Below are 15,512 nucleotides of genomic sequence, written 5' to 3'. Positions count from 1 at the left end.
AGTCCTCCTAGTGGGTGTGCGCGGCGTGGTCGGCGGCGGCCGACGCGGGGGCCGCGTTGGCGGGGGCCGCGTCTGCGGGGGTCGCGTCGGCGGGGGTCGCGTCTGCGCCGAACTTGAAGCCGAGCCGGCCGTGCGCGAACCCACCGCCGGCGCGGATGGCCGTGGCGACCCAGGCGGCCTCGGCGAGTTCAGCCTCGGTCGCACCGGCCGTCACCGCGCGCTGGCTGTGGCCGTCGATGCAGTAGACGCACTGCGTGGTGATGCCGACGGCGAGGGCGATGAGCTCGCGGTACTTGAGCGGGATCGCGCGGCCCTCGGCCTGGAACACCGACTCGTCGAACTGGACGAAGGCCTTGAGGATGTCCGGGGTCTGCTGCTTGTAGACCTTCGTGAAGGTCTTGTCCTGTTCGCGGTCGAGGTAGTCGGTCATGTCGGCGACGCTAGGGCGGTCGGGGCCTCGAGGCGACGGGTGTTGCGGACCGTGACCGGCGGTGTCGTCGTGTGACACGGAGCCGCCGGCCGGCCGTCACACGGCGTCACGCGCGACGCGCGGCGCGCGGCGCGGGACGCGCGGCGCGCGGCGCGGTCCGCACGGTGCGGCCTCCGTCGGTCGGTGCGAGGTTGCTCGCTCCGTGAGCGGCTGCAAGCCCGCACGGTGCGACCAACCTCGCACCAGATCAACGCTCGCGCACCGTGCTGCAGCGCGGCCGCTCCGCGGACCTCGCACGGTGCGCGGTCAAAGCCCCCGGGCGCGCGCCGCGAACCGCCCGCGCAACGTCACGTCCTCGTACGACCGGTGGAACACCCTGCGGCGCTGCAGGATCGGCACGAGCTCGTCCACGACGGTCTCGAGGCCCCGCGGGAACTCGTCGATCATCAGGTTGAAGCCGTCGGCGGCACCGGTGCGGTACCAGTCCTCGATGGTGTCGGCGGCCTGTTCGGGCGTGCCGACCACGATCCGGGCGCCATACCCGCCGAAGCCCCGCAGCACGTCCCGCAACGAGGTGTTGTTGGCGCGCACCCACCGCACGACCGTCTCGTGGTACCCGAGCGAGGGCCCGTAGGTGACCGGGTCGACCTCGCGGTCCAGGATCGCCGACGGGATCGGCGCGTCCAGGTCGAGCCCTGACAGGTCGGCGTCGAGGTGCGTCCCGAGCGCCCGGAGCGAGTAGCCGTCCGGCGCGAGGGCCTCGAGCTCGTCGAACCGGCGCTGCGCCTCGGCCTCGGTGCTACCGAGCACGAGCGACAGTCCGGGCACGACGGCGACGTCCGCTGCGCTCCGGCCGTACGTCTCGGCGGCGACCTTGACCGCGCGCAGGTGCTCGCGGGCTGGTTCCGGCGTCAACTCGACGGCGAAGACGCCCTCGGCGACCCGCGCCGCCAGGTCACGACCGTGCGGCGATCCCCCGGCCTGGAACACGACCGGGTGCCACTGCGCCGACGGCGGGACCCGGAGCACGCCCTCGAGGTCGAGGAACTCGCCGTGGTGCACGACGGGTACCCCGGTCGCGGCGGACCGCCAGAGCGCCGTCACCAGGTCGACGAACTCCCCGGCACGGGCGTAGCGCTCGGGCCGGTCGGGGTTCGTCGCGACACCGAAGTTCGCGGAGACCGAGCGGTCGTAGGTGGTGACGGCGTTCCAGGCGACGCGCCCGCCGGACACGAGGTCCAGCGACAGCAGCCGCTCGGCGATGTCGAACGGGTCGTTGTAGGTGGTCGACGCGGTGCCGACCAACCCGAGGTGGTTCGTCGCGTCGGCGATCGCCCCGAGGGCCACGAACGGCTCGAGCAGTCCGTACGCGCGGACGTTCGGGTCGCCGAACGCCGGGTGGTCGGCGAAGAAGACCATGTCGAGCAGGCCGCGTTCGGCGGTGCGCCCGAGGTCAGCCCAGAACTCCGCCGTGAGCAGGTCGGTCGCGTCGACGTCCTGGGTCCGCCAGGCCGCCGGACGCTGCCCGAACCCCTGCAGGTTCACGCCGAGGATCAAGCCGGCGTCGCCGCCTGCGCCCGTCACGCGGTCACCGCCGCGGCGTCCGGCACGGCGAGCCCGAGCAGGGCACGGAGCGTCGGGCGCCTCGGTCGTGTCGGTCGTGTCGGTCGCGGAGGTCGCGTCACGGTCGACCGGGAGGCCCGGTGCGGCTCCGCCCCGTCCGTCTCCCCCGGCAGCGGTGCGAGCGGGTGCGCCGCGCCCCCGAGCGTGAGGTCCGCTCCGGGCACGTCGACGTCGTGCCAGACCGCGAGGACGGGTTCGCCCTGCCGGCTCGACGGCGTGGTGAGCGGTCCCCGGACGCGGTAGCCATCCGGCCCGCCGTCGTGGTCGAGCGGTCGGATCCGGTCGGTGTGCGCGAAGACACCCGACGTGCGGTCACCGACGATGCTGTCGAGCGGCCAGGTGCGCCACAGCCCGCGGAGCACGCGGGCGAACTCGGCGGGGTCGTGCGGTGCGCCGGCGCTCGGTGCTCCGGGGGCCGGTGCGCCGTGGTCCCGGGCTCCGACGACGATGCCCACCCGGCCGTCCAGGACGTGGTCGAGCGAGAGCACCCGGCGTGCGACGTTGTACGGGTGCTCGCGGGTCGGTGCCACGGCGACGAGGAACCCGTGCTCCGGCAGGGCACGGCCGAGGGTGAGCGCCGCGGTCGTCGGGTCCAGCCGGTGGCCGGTGCTCGTCGCCGGGTCGAAGCGGTCGGTGCCGATTGCCACGACGGCCGTTCCGGAAGCGACGATGCGGGCCGCGAGCCGGGCGATGCCGCCGGGTGTGGCGGCCGCGGCGGCGAGGTCCGCGTCCGGGACGGCGACGACGAGTGGTGCGGGGGCGCTGGGCGCGGTGGTCACGGTGGTCCTCCCGTTCGAGGTGCGCAGAACGGCCCGCCACGGTCACCTCCCCAGCGTCCGTGGCGAGCCGGTGCACCGACCGTAGGTGCTCACCTCGGCACGCTGCACGCAGGTGTCTGCGGGTTGCGCCCCGTGACGGTCCGTTACGGCGAAGCGGTCTGCCGTCAGCGGTCCAGCGGACTCGCACCGTTGACGAGCAGGTCGGCGACGATGCGGCGCTTGTGCACGCGCGGGTTGTGCGACGCCAGGGTGCGGGCGTTCCGCCAGTGTCGGTCGAGGCCGAGCGAGCGGAACGTCCCCGAGGACCCGAGCGCGTCGAACACCAGCGTCGTGGCGTCGAGCACGGCGTCCGTGACGATGGTCTGCGCGCGCGCCACCGCGACCCAGCTGCGCTCGAGCGCCGCGCGCAGCGCCGGGTCCGTCGACGGGTCCGCACCCGCCGCACGCAGGGCGGTGTGCCGGTCGACGGCCGCGTCCACCGGGCCGAGGCTCGCGACGAACGCGGCGTCGGCGGCGTGCACCCGGGCGTCGACGGTGCCGATCACGCTCAGCAGCTCCGGATCGTGGGTCGGATCCGCCGCGGTGCCGTTGTGGTGTCCGCGCGCCCGGGACCGCAGTGCCTCGACGCCCTCGCGCAGGGCAGCGCGGCCGATGCCGACCAGGATCGCGTGCATCACCGTCTGGTAGTACTGCTCCTGGTACGGGTACCGGGTCGCGTACGGCAGCACCCGTTCGTCGGGCACCGGCACGTCGGTGTAGGTCACGCTCCCGCTGCCGGTGATCCGCTGGCCGAAGCCGTCCCAGTCGTCGCCGATCAGCACGCCGGGGTCGGTCGCGTCGACGAGCGCGACGGACTTCGTGCCGGTGTCGTCGACGGCCAGCACCGTGATCCACCGGGCGTACACGCTGCCCGTCGAGTAGAACTTCTGTCCGGTCAGCCGCCAGGACCCGCCCGGGTCACGGACGATCCGCGTGGCGAGGTCCGCCCCGGACGGGCTCGGCGACTCGCTCCACCCGCCGCCGACGAACTCGCCGTCGCCGAGCCGCGTGACGATGGCACGGTCGAACGCGGTGCCCTCGGCGTGCACGCGGTCCTCGACGAACGAGAAGTGGTTCCGCCACACGTGTGCCAGGTTCGGGTCGACCTCGGCGATCTCGGCGATCGCGCGGAACACGTCGGACAGACGGGCACCGACCCCGCCCCACGCGACCGGTGTCCGCCACCGTGCGAAGCCGGCGTCGACGAGCCACCCGAGCTGCTCGGTGGCGAGACGCTCCTCGCGTTCCCGCTGGCGGGCGTCGAGACCGATCCGCTCGATCACGGGCCGGAGCGGCGCGATCAGCGCGTCGTAGCGGTCGTCGGCCGGGAGCTCACTCGGAGACATGGCGGCACGCTACCCAGTGCGCGCGGCGCGCGGCCGGGCGCAGCAACGCGGGGCAACGGGGCGCAACCGGACGTCACACGGTGCGCAGACTGACTCACCACACGATGCGCGCGAACTCCTCGCGGAGCCGTCGGGCCCGACCCGGGTTGACCTGCTCGACCCACCCGATGCGCCCGAGCAAGTGCGCGCGGAGATCCGGGTGTCCCGCACGGTTCTGGGAGGCCGGCCCGTGCACCACGGCGTTGTGCAGGATGGCGTGCAGCCGGTCGACCTCGCGGCGCCCGGGCGACGGCCGCTCGTTGACCACGACGCCCGTGACCGACTGCCGGACCCCACGGCGCCGCACCCGGGTCTTCGACGGGTTGAGGCGGTGCCCCTGCTCGGTCACGATCCGGTCGACGCCCCGCAGGAAGGCATCCGGTCGTGCGGCCAGCCGGTCGCCCCCACTGAACGTCAGGTCGTCGGCGTAGCGGGTGTACACCGCGTCGACGGCGCCGGCCCACCCGGCCAGACGGGCGTCGAGGTGCCGCAGCGCGGTGTTCGCCAGCGCCGGTGACGTCGGTGCGCCCTGGGGCAGGTGCGCCGTCGCCAACGCCTGGCGCAGCGCGTGGCGTTCCTCCGGCGAGCCGCCGGCGGGCATCGCGCTGAGCACGTGCACCGGCACCCGGTGGGTGCAGAGCCCGGTCAGCACGTGCGCGAGCGGTTCAGCGAACCCAGCGGCCCGGAAGACGCCGTAGACCGTCGGGGCCCTGACGCTCGCGAAGAACGACGTGAGGTCGGCGGTGACCACCACCTGCTGGCCGGTGTGCACGGCCGCTCCCGTGACGACGCTCCGCCCGGCCACGAACCCGTGCGCGGCATCGTGCACGGGCAGCATCGTCAGGAGTTCGTCGAGGGTCGTCCGTTGTGTGCGGCGGAGCATGTCCATCGGCTTCTCGAGCAGGCGCGGTGCTCGACCGGGTCGGGTGATCCACTCGTGCCGGTAGTGGTGGAGCGGGCTCGAGGGCCCGGAGCGACGGTTCCACGCGCGGGTGTCGGCGAGCCAGAGCAGCCGGCCGACGGTCAGGTCGAGCGCCCGGGCGAGCTCCGGCAGGGTGTCGACGAGCAACGGGCTCGCGGTCTCCGGTCGTGCGCGCACCGCGGTGGCCCGGTGGACGAGCACGCGGACCGGCCGGCGGTCCTCGCGCGACCGGTGCAGTGCGACGAGGCGCGGTGCGAGGGCGAGCACGGCGGCGAGCTGGCGCGGAGCGTCCACCGGTGGCCGGGGGTACGCCTCGAGCGCAGCGGCGACCGCGAGCCCGACGTACGCGCGCTCGACGCCGACGACCACGTACCCGACGGCCGCCAGCTCGTCCGGCTCCCACCGCTCGGCCGTCAGGAACGCATCTGCCAGCGCCGCGGTGACGACGGAGAGGGGCGTGGGGTTCCCGGAGGACCTGTCGGTGCCGCCGTGCAGCGGCGCGCGCGGAGCGCGCTCGCCTGCTCGGGGCGTGTCGTCCTGCTGGTCCTGCGTGCCCCGGGGTGACCCCGGAGAGGTCGACGCGTCACGCGCGCCGGCCGCCTCCCCCGGGAACTCCACGCGCTCACCCTACGGCGGACCACTGCGGATGCCGTGCCAGGATCGGCGGATGGTCTCCTACTTCCTGAGCCACGCCGAGGTCGTCGTGGAGCCCGCCGTCGCGATCGAGTCGTGGGGGCTCTCCGCAGCGGGACGCGCACGCGCAGCGCGGTCGGGTCCGCTGGCCTGGGAGCCGGGCGTCCGGACACTCGTGTCGAGCACGGAACGCAAGGCCGTCGAGACCGCCGAGCTGCTCGGGGCCGCGGTCGGGCTCGTGCCCGCGCAGGATCCCCTGCTCGGCGAGATCGACCGCAGCGCGACGGGCTACCTGCCGCCGGCCGAGTTCGAGGGTGTCGTCGACCGGTTCTTCGCAGAACCGACCCGATCGGTCCGCGGATGGGAGCGGGCCGTCGACGCCCAGGCCCGCATCGTCGGAGCGGTCCGGCGGCTCACTGCGGCGGGCGACGCGACCATCGTGTCCCACGGTGCGGTCGGGGCGCTGCTCCTCGCTGCCCTGACGGGAGCGCCGGTGTCACGCGCGCTCGACCAACCCGGCATGGGCAGCGTGTTCGCGTTCGATGCGCGGGCGTGGCGGGCGACGAGCACCTGGCAGCGCGTTCCCCTCAGCTGAGGCGTGCGCCGTCCACCGACGCCGAACGACACCGTGGACGTCGCACGACATCGGCCCTGTCGCTTCCGCGCGGCTGCAACGACCCGCGCGCGCAACGGACGACGTCCTCGACGTCGTACGACATCGAGGACGTCGTTCCGCGTCGGACCGCTCACGGCGACCGAGCGGCGGCGCTGCCCGAGCGACACCGGTCAGGCGGGCAGCCGCTCCCCGGCCTCGACCGCGACGTCGAGCCGGTTCTCGGCCGGCGGCAGCGGGCACGTGGCGTGCGCGGTGTACGCGCACGGCAGGTTCGTCGCGCGGTTGAAGTCGATCCGGGTCGCGCCGGCGGCATCCGGGGCGGCGATGTCCAGGCTCCGGTTCGCGGCGTACGTCGTCACGCCGCTGGTGCGGTCGGTGAACAGGACGTGCAGACCGTCGCCGTGCCCGTTGAACGCGAGCAGCGACCGCGGCCCGTCGAGGTCGAAGGTGAGCACGCCCGACGCCGAGTACACGTGCTGCAGCCCGTCGACGACCGAGCCGACGGTGACCTCGCGCGGTACGTCGAACGGTTCGAAGTGCGCGTCGACGACGAACCGGTCCGATGGCTCGTACGTCGGGGTGCCGGGGTACTCGGTCCGGGTCGGGTTGCCCGGGTGCCGGGGCCGGATGACGTCGCTGCCGCCGCGCCGGGCGACCTCGACCACGACGGTCTCGTCGCCGTCCTGCCACACGACGTTCGTGCTCGAGCGCTCGGGCAGTGGTCCGAAGCGGTGGGTCCCGGTGACCGACTGCCCGTCGACCGTGATGGTCTCGCCGTCCGCGAGCTCGACGACGGGGCCGTCCTCGCCCGTCGACCACGTGCCCGGGGCGTCGTCGAACCGCTCGGGCGTGCTCGTCAGCCACCGGATGCTCGTGATGGCGAGGAAGCCGTGCTCGCTCGCCCGGGCTCGTTCGTGGGCGTCGTGCCAGGCCGCCCACTCGGTGGCGGAGTCGGGTGCGGTCGGCGTCGTCGTGCTCATGCCCCCGACGCTACGACGCCCGGGCCGCGAACGCGACGTCCCCGTCGCGCGACGTCACGCGCACGGCCGACCCGAGGCCCTGGACGGTCCCGCTCACCAGGGGTGGGCGATGCTGCGGACGTGCACCGGGCCTCCCGGTCGACGCCCCGTACCGACGCCGGTGCCGCGGCCGACGGGGGCAGGCACGGCGAGGTCGGCTTGCAGCACCGCGCAGGCGGCGCCACGGGCCACCGAGGCCTCGCCGAAGGCGGTCGCCGCGACCGTCGGGAACGGTCCGTGCGGCAGGCGGACCGCGAGCCGCTCGCGGACGGCCGCGATGAAGCCGTCGCCGCCGGCGAGGGCCGCGCTGCCACCGATCACGACGCGCGGCACGTCGAGCAGCTCGACGACGTGGGCGAGCGCGGATCCGAGCGCTGCACCGGCCTCGGCGACCAGCGGCGCTGCGGACGGCCTCGCGCAGAGCCGCTCGAACGCGTGCCGGACGTCGCTCGCGCGATCGAGCGGGATGCCCGTGGGGAGCAGCCCGGCGGCGATGGCGCGCCGGACCTGTTGCAGGGGCTGGCAGGCTTCCCAGACCTCGGTCCAGCGGCCGTGCGCCTCGACCGGCATGCCGCCGAACTCACCGGCGTTGCCGGTGGCGCCGCGGACCACCTCGCCCGCGGCGACCGTCGCGGCGCTGATGCCGTGGCCGAGGAACACGGAGACCAAGTCGTCGGCGCCGGCAGCGGACCAGACCTCGCCGAGGGCGCTCGCGACGCCGTCCTTCTCGAGGCGCACCGGCAGACCCGTCCGGGCGGCGAGCTCGTCGGTGACCGGCAGTGACCACCAGGCGGGCAACTGCGCGGGGGTGCCCATCCGGACGCCGTCGGGGTCGATGGAGCCGGGGACGGCGAGGCCGATGCCGGCAGGGGCGGGCACGCCGGTGCGCGAGCGGGCCCGACTGCCGTCGCCGCTGACCCGGTGCACCGCCGCCGCCATCGTGTCGAGCGTCCGCACCGGGTCGTCCGTGGCGTCCAGGTCGACGTGCTCGACGGCCAGCACGGCTCCGGTCAGGTCGGTGCGCACGACGACGAGGTGCGCCGGGTCGAGGTGGACCCCGATCGCCGACCGCGACCCCGCGACGACCTCGAGCTGCCGCCCACCGCCGGGGACCTCGCGCACCAGTCCCGATCCCACGAGTCCGGCTGCGATGTTCGACACCGTCTGCGCGCTGAGCCCGGTCGCACGCATCAGCTCGGCGCGGGCGAACGGTCCCCGGCGACGGACGAGATCGAGCACCAGCGCACGGTTCTGGACCCCGACGCGCACGAGGTTCGTGCCGCCCGTTCTGCCCTGCACCACGGTGTCAGGAAGGGGTTGACGCGGCTCGGACATGGTCCCTAGCATCTCTGGTCATACGAATTTGTCAATCAATTGGATTGAAACCGCGACGGTGCGATCGGTTCGCCCGTCCGGAGACGGGTTCGCCTGTGCCACACCGTCGTGGCACGGGGTCGGAAGGGACGCTCGTGACGACGACCGCACGATCCGGAACAGCAGCACCACCGCGAACGGCGCGGGGCGGTGACACCACCGTCCGACGACGACCACGCGAGAAGCACCCGTGGACACCGGCCGAGAAGCGCCGGCTGCGCGTCGGCATCGCGTTCATCTCGCCGTGGATCCTCGGTGTGCTGGTGTTCATCGCCTACCCCCTGATCTACTCGTTCGCGATCAGCCTGACCCGGTACTCGGGCATGGCCGACATCACCTGGGTCGGGTTCGCCAACTACGTCGCCGCGTTCATCGACCCGCTCGTGCACACCGCGGTCGGCAACACCCTGTTCTACGCCGTCATCGCGGTGCCCGTCGGGATCGTCATCGCCATCGTGATCGCCATCGCGATGAACCAGGACGTCCGCGAGATCGGCTGGTACCGGACGGCCCTCTACATCCCGTCGCTCATCCCGACCTTCGCGCTGGCGTTCATCTTCGTGGTGCTCGTCAACCCGCAGACCGGCCTCGTCAACCAGGTCATGAAGCTCGTCGGGATCCCGGCCACGAACCTGCTCGGCGACCCGACCACGGCGAAGCTCGTCATCGTCGCGCTCGCCCAGATGGGTGCCGGCAACGCGGCGCTGATCTTCCTCGCCGGACTGCGCGGGATCCCGAAGACCCTGTACGAAGCCGCTCGCGTGGACGGGGCCGGACCGCTCCGGCAGTTCTTCGCGCTGACGCTGCCGCTGCTCTCCCCCGTGATCCTGTTCAACCTGATCACCGGCATCAGCAACGGCCTGCAGGTCTTCACCGAGGCGTACGTGATCTCGTCCGGCACCGGAGGACTCGGCAGCCCGGACAACGGGACGTTGTTCTACATGCTCTACCTCTACAAGAACGCGTTCAGCTACGCGCAGCTCGGCTTCGCCAGCGCCATGGCCGTGCTGCTGTTCCTGGCCGGCATGATCCTGTCCGGGCTCGTGTACTGGCTGTCCAAGCGCTTCGTCAACTACGACGTGACCGGGGAGTGACCGATGACACTGCGCACTGAACGACACCCGGACCGCGACACCGTCACCTCGTCGATCGAGTCCGTCCGGCCCCGTGGTCGCAAGGGTGCCGACGACCGCTCCCGGAACGCCGACGGCTCGATCCGCTCGCCGTGGTCGTCCGTCCTCGCCCGCGTGCTCCTCATCGCGATGAGCCTGCTGTTCCTCATCCCGATCTACTGGATGGTCATCTCGGCGCTGAAGGGCAACTCCGAACTCGGTGCCTTCCCGCCCACCTGGTTCCCGCAGTGGCTCGACTGGTCGAACTTCGGCAAGGCGATCGACGCGATGCCGTTCTTCACGTTCTTCCGGAACACGCTCATCATCACGGTCTGCGTGACGCTCTTCTCGATGGTGTCGAACCTCGTGATCGCGTACGGGTTCTCGTGCCTCGAGTGGCGCGGCCGCGACAAGGTGTTCTACATCGTGCTCGCCACGCTGTTCATCCCGTTCCCCGTCACGCTCATCCCGATGTTCGACCTGTACGCCCGACTCGGCTGGATCAACACCTTCCTGCCCCTGATCGTGCCGAGTCTGTTCGGGTCCGCGTTCTACGTGTTCCTGCTGCGGCAGTTCCTGCTGCAGATCCCGAAGGACCTGCTCAACGCGGCGCGGATGGACGGCGCCTCCGAGTGGGGCATCCTCTGGCGGATCGTCTTCCCGCAGGCCAAGGCGGCGCTCGTCACGGTCGGGATCTTCGCGGCGGTGGGTGCCTGGAACGACTTCCTCGGGCCGCTCATCTACCTGCAGGACGAGAACGTGCAGACGCTGTCCATCGGGCTCCAGATCTTCCGCCTCAACAACTCGCAGGACTTCCAGTTCAACCAGCTGATGGCGGCATCGGTGCTCATCATCCTGCCGCTCGTGGTCCTGTTCTTCGTGTTCCAGCGGACGTTCATCAAGGGCGTCCAGATCGGGAGCTTCAAGTGAGCAGCGCATTCGACCGACGAACGTTCCTGCGCGGTGCGGCCGCGACGGGCGGTGCGGGGGCGCTCGCGCTCCTCGCAGCATCGTGCGCCTCCGGCTCGAGCGGCCGGAGCAACCCGAACCAGGTCACGATCTGGGGTGTCACCGGTACGTTCGTGCCGTTCCAGACGAAGGTGATCAAGGACTTCAACAAGATCCACCCCGAGGTCGACGTCAAGGTCAACGTCGTGCCGTCGCAGGGCACCGGCGACGCCACGAGCATCATCACCGCCGTGCGCGGCGGCACCGCCCCCGACCTGTGGCTCCTCGATCGGTTCAGCGCAGCGCAGTACGCGGCGATCGGCCTCATCGAACCGATCGACGACATGATCGAGGAGTTCGAGGACCAGCCGAAGGACGAGTTCCTGGCGCAGTGGCTCGGGTTCACGATCGGCGAGGTCACGTACCAGGGCAAGACCTACGGCCTCCCCCACGACACCGACGCCCGCGGCATGTTCGTGAACCGGAAGATGCTCACCGGCGCCGGGATCGACCCCGACGAGTTCGACTGGGAGCACAACGGTCCGGTGAGCATGGACCGGATGTGGGACGTCAGCGAACGCATCACGAAGAAGTCCGGTGGCAACTACACCCACATGGGACTGCTCCCCTGGTACGGCGAAGGCTGGCCGTTCACGTGGGGGCTCGGCCTCGGTGCGTCGTACTTCGACCAGCAGGACTCGAAGATGACGATGGACTCGACGAGCGTCCGCAGCATCTTCGAGTTCTACGAGGACTGGGCGAAGCGGTACGGCTACAAGGACGCCGACACCTTCATCGCGACCTACGAGCCGACGGGACACCCGCCGGGACAGACCGCGTTCATGGCGGACCGGATGGCGTTCATGGTCAGCGTCCCCTCGACGATCCAGACGTTCGACAACTACGGGCCGAAGGACCTCGACTGGGGCACCGCGTACCTGCCGACCCAGCAGGACGGCGGCGACAAGTACACGTGGTCCGGTGGCTTCGCGCTGTGCGTGCCGAAGGGCTCGAAGAAGAACAAGGCCGTGTGGGAGCTCATGAAGTACTTCACGAGCAAGCAGGGCCAGGAGACGTACGTCGTCCCCGCGACGAGCGTGCCGTCGAACATCGCGGCGCTCAAGGACCCGAAGGGATCGGCCAAGTCGATCCGGTTCTTCGTCGAGTCGATGGGTGCGTCGAGCTGCCGCCCGCCGCTGCCCGTCGGCGGCGCGTGGTGGGACTCCCTCGCCGACGCGCGCTCGAGCGTCCTGCTCGGCACCGCGAGTCCGCAGGAAGCCGTCGAGCGGGCCCAGAACCGCGTCGACCCGATGATGCAGACCTACTCGCCGTTCAAGTTGCCCAAGGACTACGACAAGGTCCGGATCTGAGCGGGAACGCTCTGGTCGCCCACCACGAAAGGAACACCCATGCCCTCCACCCCCTTGCGCGTCGCCGTCCTCGGCTTCTGGCACGTTCACGCCGGCGACTACGCGCAGCAGACCGTCGACCACCCCGGCACCGAGCTCGTGGCCGTCTGGGACGACGACACCGAGCGCGGCAGAGCCGGCGCCGAACGGTTCGGCGTCGAGTACACCGATGACCTCGATGCGTTGCTCGCCCGCACCGACGTCGACGCCGTCACGATCACGACCTCGACCGACGTCCACCGCGACGTGATCGAGCGCGCGGCAGCGGCTGGCAAGCACGTCTTCACCGAGAAGCTCCTCGCCCCCACCGTCGAGGAGTGCGACGCGGTCATCGCCGCCTGCGACGCCGCCGGGGTCACGCTCGTGGTCTCGCTCCCGCGGCTGTACCACGGCTACACGGCCGCGATCCGGCGCGAGCTCGACGCGGGCCGCCTCGGCGACGTCACGTACTCCCGTGTCCGGCTCTCGCACGACGGTGCCGTCGCACCGTGGCTGCCGGAGCGGTTCTTCGACCCGGCGACGGCGATCGGCGGCGCCCTCACCGACCTCGGCTGCCACCCCGTCTACCTGACGCAGCTGTTCCTCGGTGCCCGCCCCGACACGGTCGAGGCCGTCTACCGCTCGTACACCGGCCGCGCGGTCGAGGACCACGCCGTGGTCACCGTCGGCTACGCCTCGCAGGCGATCGGCGTCATCGAGGCCGGCTTCGTCGCGGGCACACCGTTCACGATCGACGTGGCCGGCACCCGGGGCTGGCTCGCGTACTCCGACCAGGAGGCCCGGCTCACCGCCGGCGGCCCGGCCTACGGCGACGAGCCGGTCACCCTCGACGTCCCCGCCGACACCGAGGACGCCTTCGGTCAGTGGGTGGACCACATCGCCGCCGACACGCGTGCCGACGACAACCTCGCCCGCGCCGTCGAGCTCACCCGCCTCGTGGTCGCCGCGAACGACGCCGCGGGTCAGCCCGCGACGAGTGACGCCCTCGTCGGCGCACCCGCCTGACCGTCCCAGCAGTCCAGCACCTCGAACCAACCACAGGAGTCACCATGTCCAGCGACATCATCCGCGTCGGCCTCATCGGCGGGGGCGGCATCGCGTCCGCGCACATCGCAGGCTACGCCGAGCACCCCGACACGATCCGCATCGCCGCGGTCGCCGACGCGTTCGCGGCCACGGCCGAGGAGCGCGGGGCGGAGCTCGGCGTCCCGTTCTTCACCGACTACCTCGCCATGCTCGAGCAGGCGGACATCGACGCCGTCGACATCTGCCTGCCGCACCACCTGCACCGCGACGCGATCGTCGCCGCGGCGAAGGCGGGCAAGCACGTCCTGTGCGAGAAGCCGTTGTGCCTGAGCCCCGACGAGGCCGCCGACGTGCAGCGCGCGGTCTCCGAGTCCGGCATCACCCTGATGTGCGCGCACAACCAGCTGTTCATGCCCGCGGTCGCCAAGGCCAGGGAACTCATCGACGGCGGGGCCCTCGGCACCGTCTACGAGGTCCGCACCACCGACTCGTTCCGCAACGAGTTCGACCCGTCGAACATGGGGTGGCGTGCCCACGCGTCGACGAGCGGCGGCGGCGAGCTCATCGACACGGGGTACCACCCGAGCTACCTGCTGATGCACCTGGCCGGCGGCGTCCCCGTGCAGGCCACCGCGATGCTCTCCACGCACCGGTTGGCGTTCATGGAGGGTGAGGACTCGGCGCAGGCCCTGTTCCGCTTCGACAACGGCGCCGTGGGCCAGCTCGTGACGAGCTGGGCGTACGATCCGGCCGCCGGCACCGAGCGGTTCAGCGTCGTCGGCGAACACGGCGCCCTGACGAGCGACGGCACCACGCTGCGGTGGGACCTGCGGGACGGCACGAGCGAGTCGGTCACCTTCGACGAGGTCGACACCTTCGCGGCCGAGATCGGCGCGTTCGGGGCGTGCCTGCGCGACGGCACGCGGCCGATCCACACCGAGCGCGAGGGCATCGCGGTGCTCGGCATGATCCTGGCGGCGTACGAAGGTGCCCGGACGGGGACCATCGCCCCGGTGCTGACGGCGGACGAGACCGTCAGCGCCTGATCCCTCGCGCGGTCGCGTCGCACTGCACACCCGTTCCGCGACGATCCACGAGTCGTTCGACGCGTGGTTCGTCGCAGAGCGGGTGCTGACGCACCACGGCACCGTCACTGCGTCGCGGGTGCCGCGTCCTCGTCGTCGGCGGCGTGCAGCACCGACTCGGCCTGCCCGAGCAGGTGCCGCGCGGCCAGGCTCAGCGACCGCACCCCGACCACGACGACGAGCAGGGTGAGCAGGACGAGCAGCACGGTCGTGGGCACCCACGCCACCGGCAGGTCGAGCACCCGGAACCACTCGATCGCCGCCGTCGCGACCGCCGCAGCCGGGAACACGAACGACCAGAACCCGAGCGAGAACCCGAGCCGGACGTACCGGGGCAGCAGGGCGAGCTGCACGAGGAGCATGAGGACCCCGAGGCCCGCGATCGCCTGCACGGGCAGGGTTCGGGCGTCGTCGGTGAGCGCGAACAGGGACACCGTCGCCACCGCGGGCGGAGCCACGAGGATCGCCATCGTGGGGACGAGCGGGTCGGGCAGTGCGGGGCGGAACGACAGCCGGATGAGGAGCAGTCCGGTCATCACGCCCCAGAAGAACACACCGACGCCGAAGCACGCCCAGGACAGCCATCCCACACCGACCTCGTGCGTGGCGACGGCGGCGACGAGGGCCGCGGCGACCGTCGGCAGCAGGTAGCCGCCGTGCACGGCCTCCAGGGTCAGGCGCCCCTCGAACCACGTGCTCAGCAACCACGCCGCGAACCCGGCAGCGACCGCCACCGCGAGCACCACGAGGACCTGCCCCCCGATCTCCCAGAACCGCGCGAGGTCGACGCCGAGGAGCATCGCCGTCGCGGGGACCAGGGCCGCGATCGGGCCCTGCGCGGGGTGACGGAGCTGGTCGACCAGGCGTTCGTCGACCCGGACGCCCCGCAGGACGTGCGCGCCGAGCAACCACGACCACGCCACCGCCGCGACCACCCAGAACACCTGCGGAACGACGGACGGCACGCCGAGGACGGGTGCCGCGTACGACCAGGTCTCCGCGAAGCCGGCCAGGCCGAACGGTGCGGCGAGGGTGTTGAGCGGGATGCGGGAGGTCGGGCGTGCACTGGGCATAGGGATCCCATTCTCCCCGGCTCGCGTCGTGCCACGGAA

At 72.1% G+C, this 15,512-nt stretch carries 14 protein-coding genes; 6 read left to right on the top strand and 8 right to left on the bottom strand.

All coding sequences use genetic code 11. From position 1 onward, the window contains the following. Positions 1-7 precede the first annotated feature (7 nt). The 5 genes from EDF42_RS13850 to EDF42_RS13830 all read right to left on the bottom strand — a co-directional run bounded on the left by EDF42_RS13850 (position 8) and on the right by EDF42_RS13830 (position 5,796). On the bottom strand, positions 8-430 hold the full coding sequence (locus EDF42_RS13850; RefSeq protein WP_123672756.1) for a carboxymuconolactone decarboxylase family protein: 423 nt from the start codon (positions 428-430) through the stop codon (positions 8-10). Positions 431-736: 306 nt separating this feature from the next. Continuing rightward, on the bottom strand, positions 737-2,014 hold the full coding sequence (locus tag EDF42_RS13845) for an LLM class flavin-dependent oxidoreductase (RefSeq protein ID WP_221181030.1): 1,278 nt from the start codon (positions 2,012-2,014) through the stop codon (positions 737-739). After that, complete coding sequence (locus tag EDF42_RS13840) at positions 2,011-2,832, bottom strand: LLM class flavin-dependent oxidoreductase (RefSeq protein ID WP_185040965.1); 822 nt, start codon at positions 2,830-2,832, stop codon at positions 2,011-2,013. Before EDF42_RS13840 ends, EDF42_RS13845 begins: the two co-directional genes overlap by 4 nt. Positions 2,833-2,996: 164 nt before the next feature. Further along, a complete protein-coding gene (locus tag EDF42_RS13835; RefSeq protein ID WP_123672752.1) occupies positions 2,997-4,217 on the bottom strand; it encodes an acyl-CoA dehydrogenase family protein in 1,221 nt (406 codons plus the stop codon). Positions 4,218-4,311: 94 nt separating this feature from the next. Continuing rightward, positions 4,312-5,796: a reverse transcriptase family protein gene (locus EDF42_RS13830; RefSeq protein ID WP_123672750.1), complete on the bottom strand. Its 1,485-nt coding sequence runs from the start codon at positions 5,794-5,796 to the stop codon at positions 4,312-4,314. 49 nt (positions 5,797-5,845) lie between these two features. On the opposite strand from EDF42_RS13830, the gene EDF42_RS13825 reads away from it, so the two are divergent. Then, positions 5,846-6,406 carry a histidine phosphatase family protein gene (locus EDF42_RS13825; protein WP_221181029.1) on the top strand — a complete coding sequence of 187 codons (561 nt, stop codon included), beginning with the start codon at positions 5,846-5,848 and terminating at the stop codon, positions 6,404-6,406. A 191-nt stretch (positions 6,407-6,597) separates the two neighbouring features. Here EDF42_RS13825 and EDF42_RS13820 read toward each other — a convergent pair whose 3' ends face one another. Then, positions 6,598-7,407: a DUF1684 domain-containing protein gene (locus EDF42_RS13820; protein ID WP_123672746.1), complete on the bottom strand. Its 810-nt coding sequence runs from the start codon at positions 7,405-7,407 to the stop codon at positions 6,598-6,600. 93 nt (positions 7,408-7,500) lie between these two features. Then, the gene (locus tag EDF42_RS13815; RefSeq protein WP_185040963.1) at positions 7,501-8,781 is read right to left on the bottom strand and encodes an ROK family transcriptional regulator; all 1,281 of its coding nucleotides are present in this window, start codon (positions 8,779-8,781) and stop codon (positions 7,501-7,503) included. Positions 8,782-8,915: 134 nt separating this feature from the next. Between EDF42_RS13815 and EDF42_RS13810 the strand changes: the two genes are divergently transcribed. From EDF42_RS13810 to EDF42_RS13790, 5 genes are read left to right on the top strand one after another with little or no spacing between them, the layout of a single operon-like run. Further along, positions 8,916-9,914, top strand: coding sequence for a carbohydrate ABC transporter permease (locus tag EDF42_RS13810; protein ID WP_123672741.1), 999 nt, complete (start codon positions 8,916-8,918; stop codon positions 9,912-9,914). A 3-nt stretch (positions 9,915-9,917) separates the two neighbouring features. After that, a complete protein-coding gene (locus EDF42_RS13805; RefSeq protein ID WP_123672739.1) occupies positions 9,918-10,862 on the top strand; it encodes a carbohydrate ABC transporter permease in 945 nt (314 codons plus the stop codon). Next, positions 10,859-12,250, top strand: coding sequence for an ABC transporter substrate-binding protein (locus EDF42_RS13800; RefSeq protein ID WP_185040961.1), 1,392 nt, complete (start codon positions 10,859-10,861; stop codon positions 12,248-12,250). The genes EDF42_RS13805 and EDF42_RS13800 overlap by 4 nt, the downstream gene beginning before the upstream one ends. Before the next feature lie 39 nt (positions 12,251-12,289). Further along, positions 12,290-13,294, top strand: coding sequence for a Gfo/Idh/MocA family protein (locus EDF42_RS13795; protein WP_123672735.1), 1,005 nt, complete (start codon positions 12,290-12,292; stop codon positions 13,292-13,294). Positions 13,295-13,338: 44 nt separating this feature from the next. Next, positions 13,339-14,361 (top strand): Gfo/Idh/MocA family protein, encoded by a 1,023-nt coding sequence (locus EDF42_RS13790; RefSeq protein WP_123672733.1) that lies wholly within the window; start codon positions 13,339-13,341, stop codon positions 14,359-14,361. Positions 14,362-14,465: 104 nt separating this feature from the next. Here EDF42_RS13790 and EDF42_RS13785 read toward each other — a convergent pair whose 3' ends face one another. After that, the gene (locus EDF42_RS13785) at positions 14,466-15,473 is read right to left on the bottom strand and encodes a transporter (RefSeq protein ID WP_123672731.1); all 1,008 of its coding nucleotides are present in this window, start codon (positions 15,471-15,473) and stop codon (positions 14,466-14,468) included. Between the last annotated feature and the right edge of the window lie 39 nt (positions 15,474-15,512).

Source organism: Curtobacterium sp. PhB172, assembly GCF_003752545.1.
In the GTDB taxonomy this organism is placed as follows: domain Bacteria; phylum Actinomycetota; class Actinomycetes; order Actinomycetales; family Microbacteriaceae; genus Curtobacterium.
The sequence above is the reverse complement of the archived record's forward strand: the minus strand, read 5'-3'. Positions and strand labels throughout refer to the sequence as shown.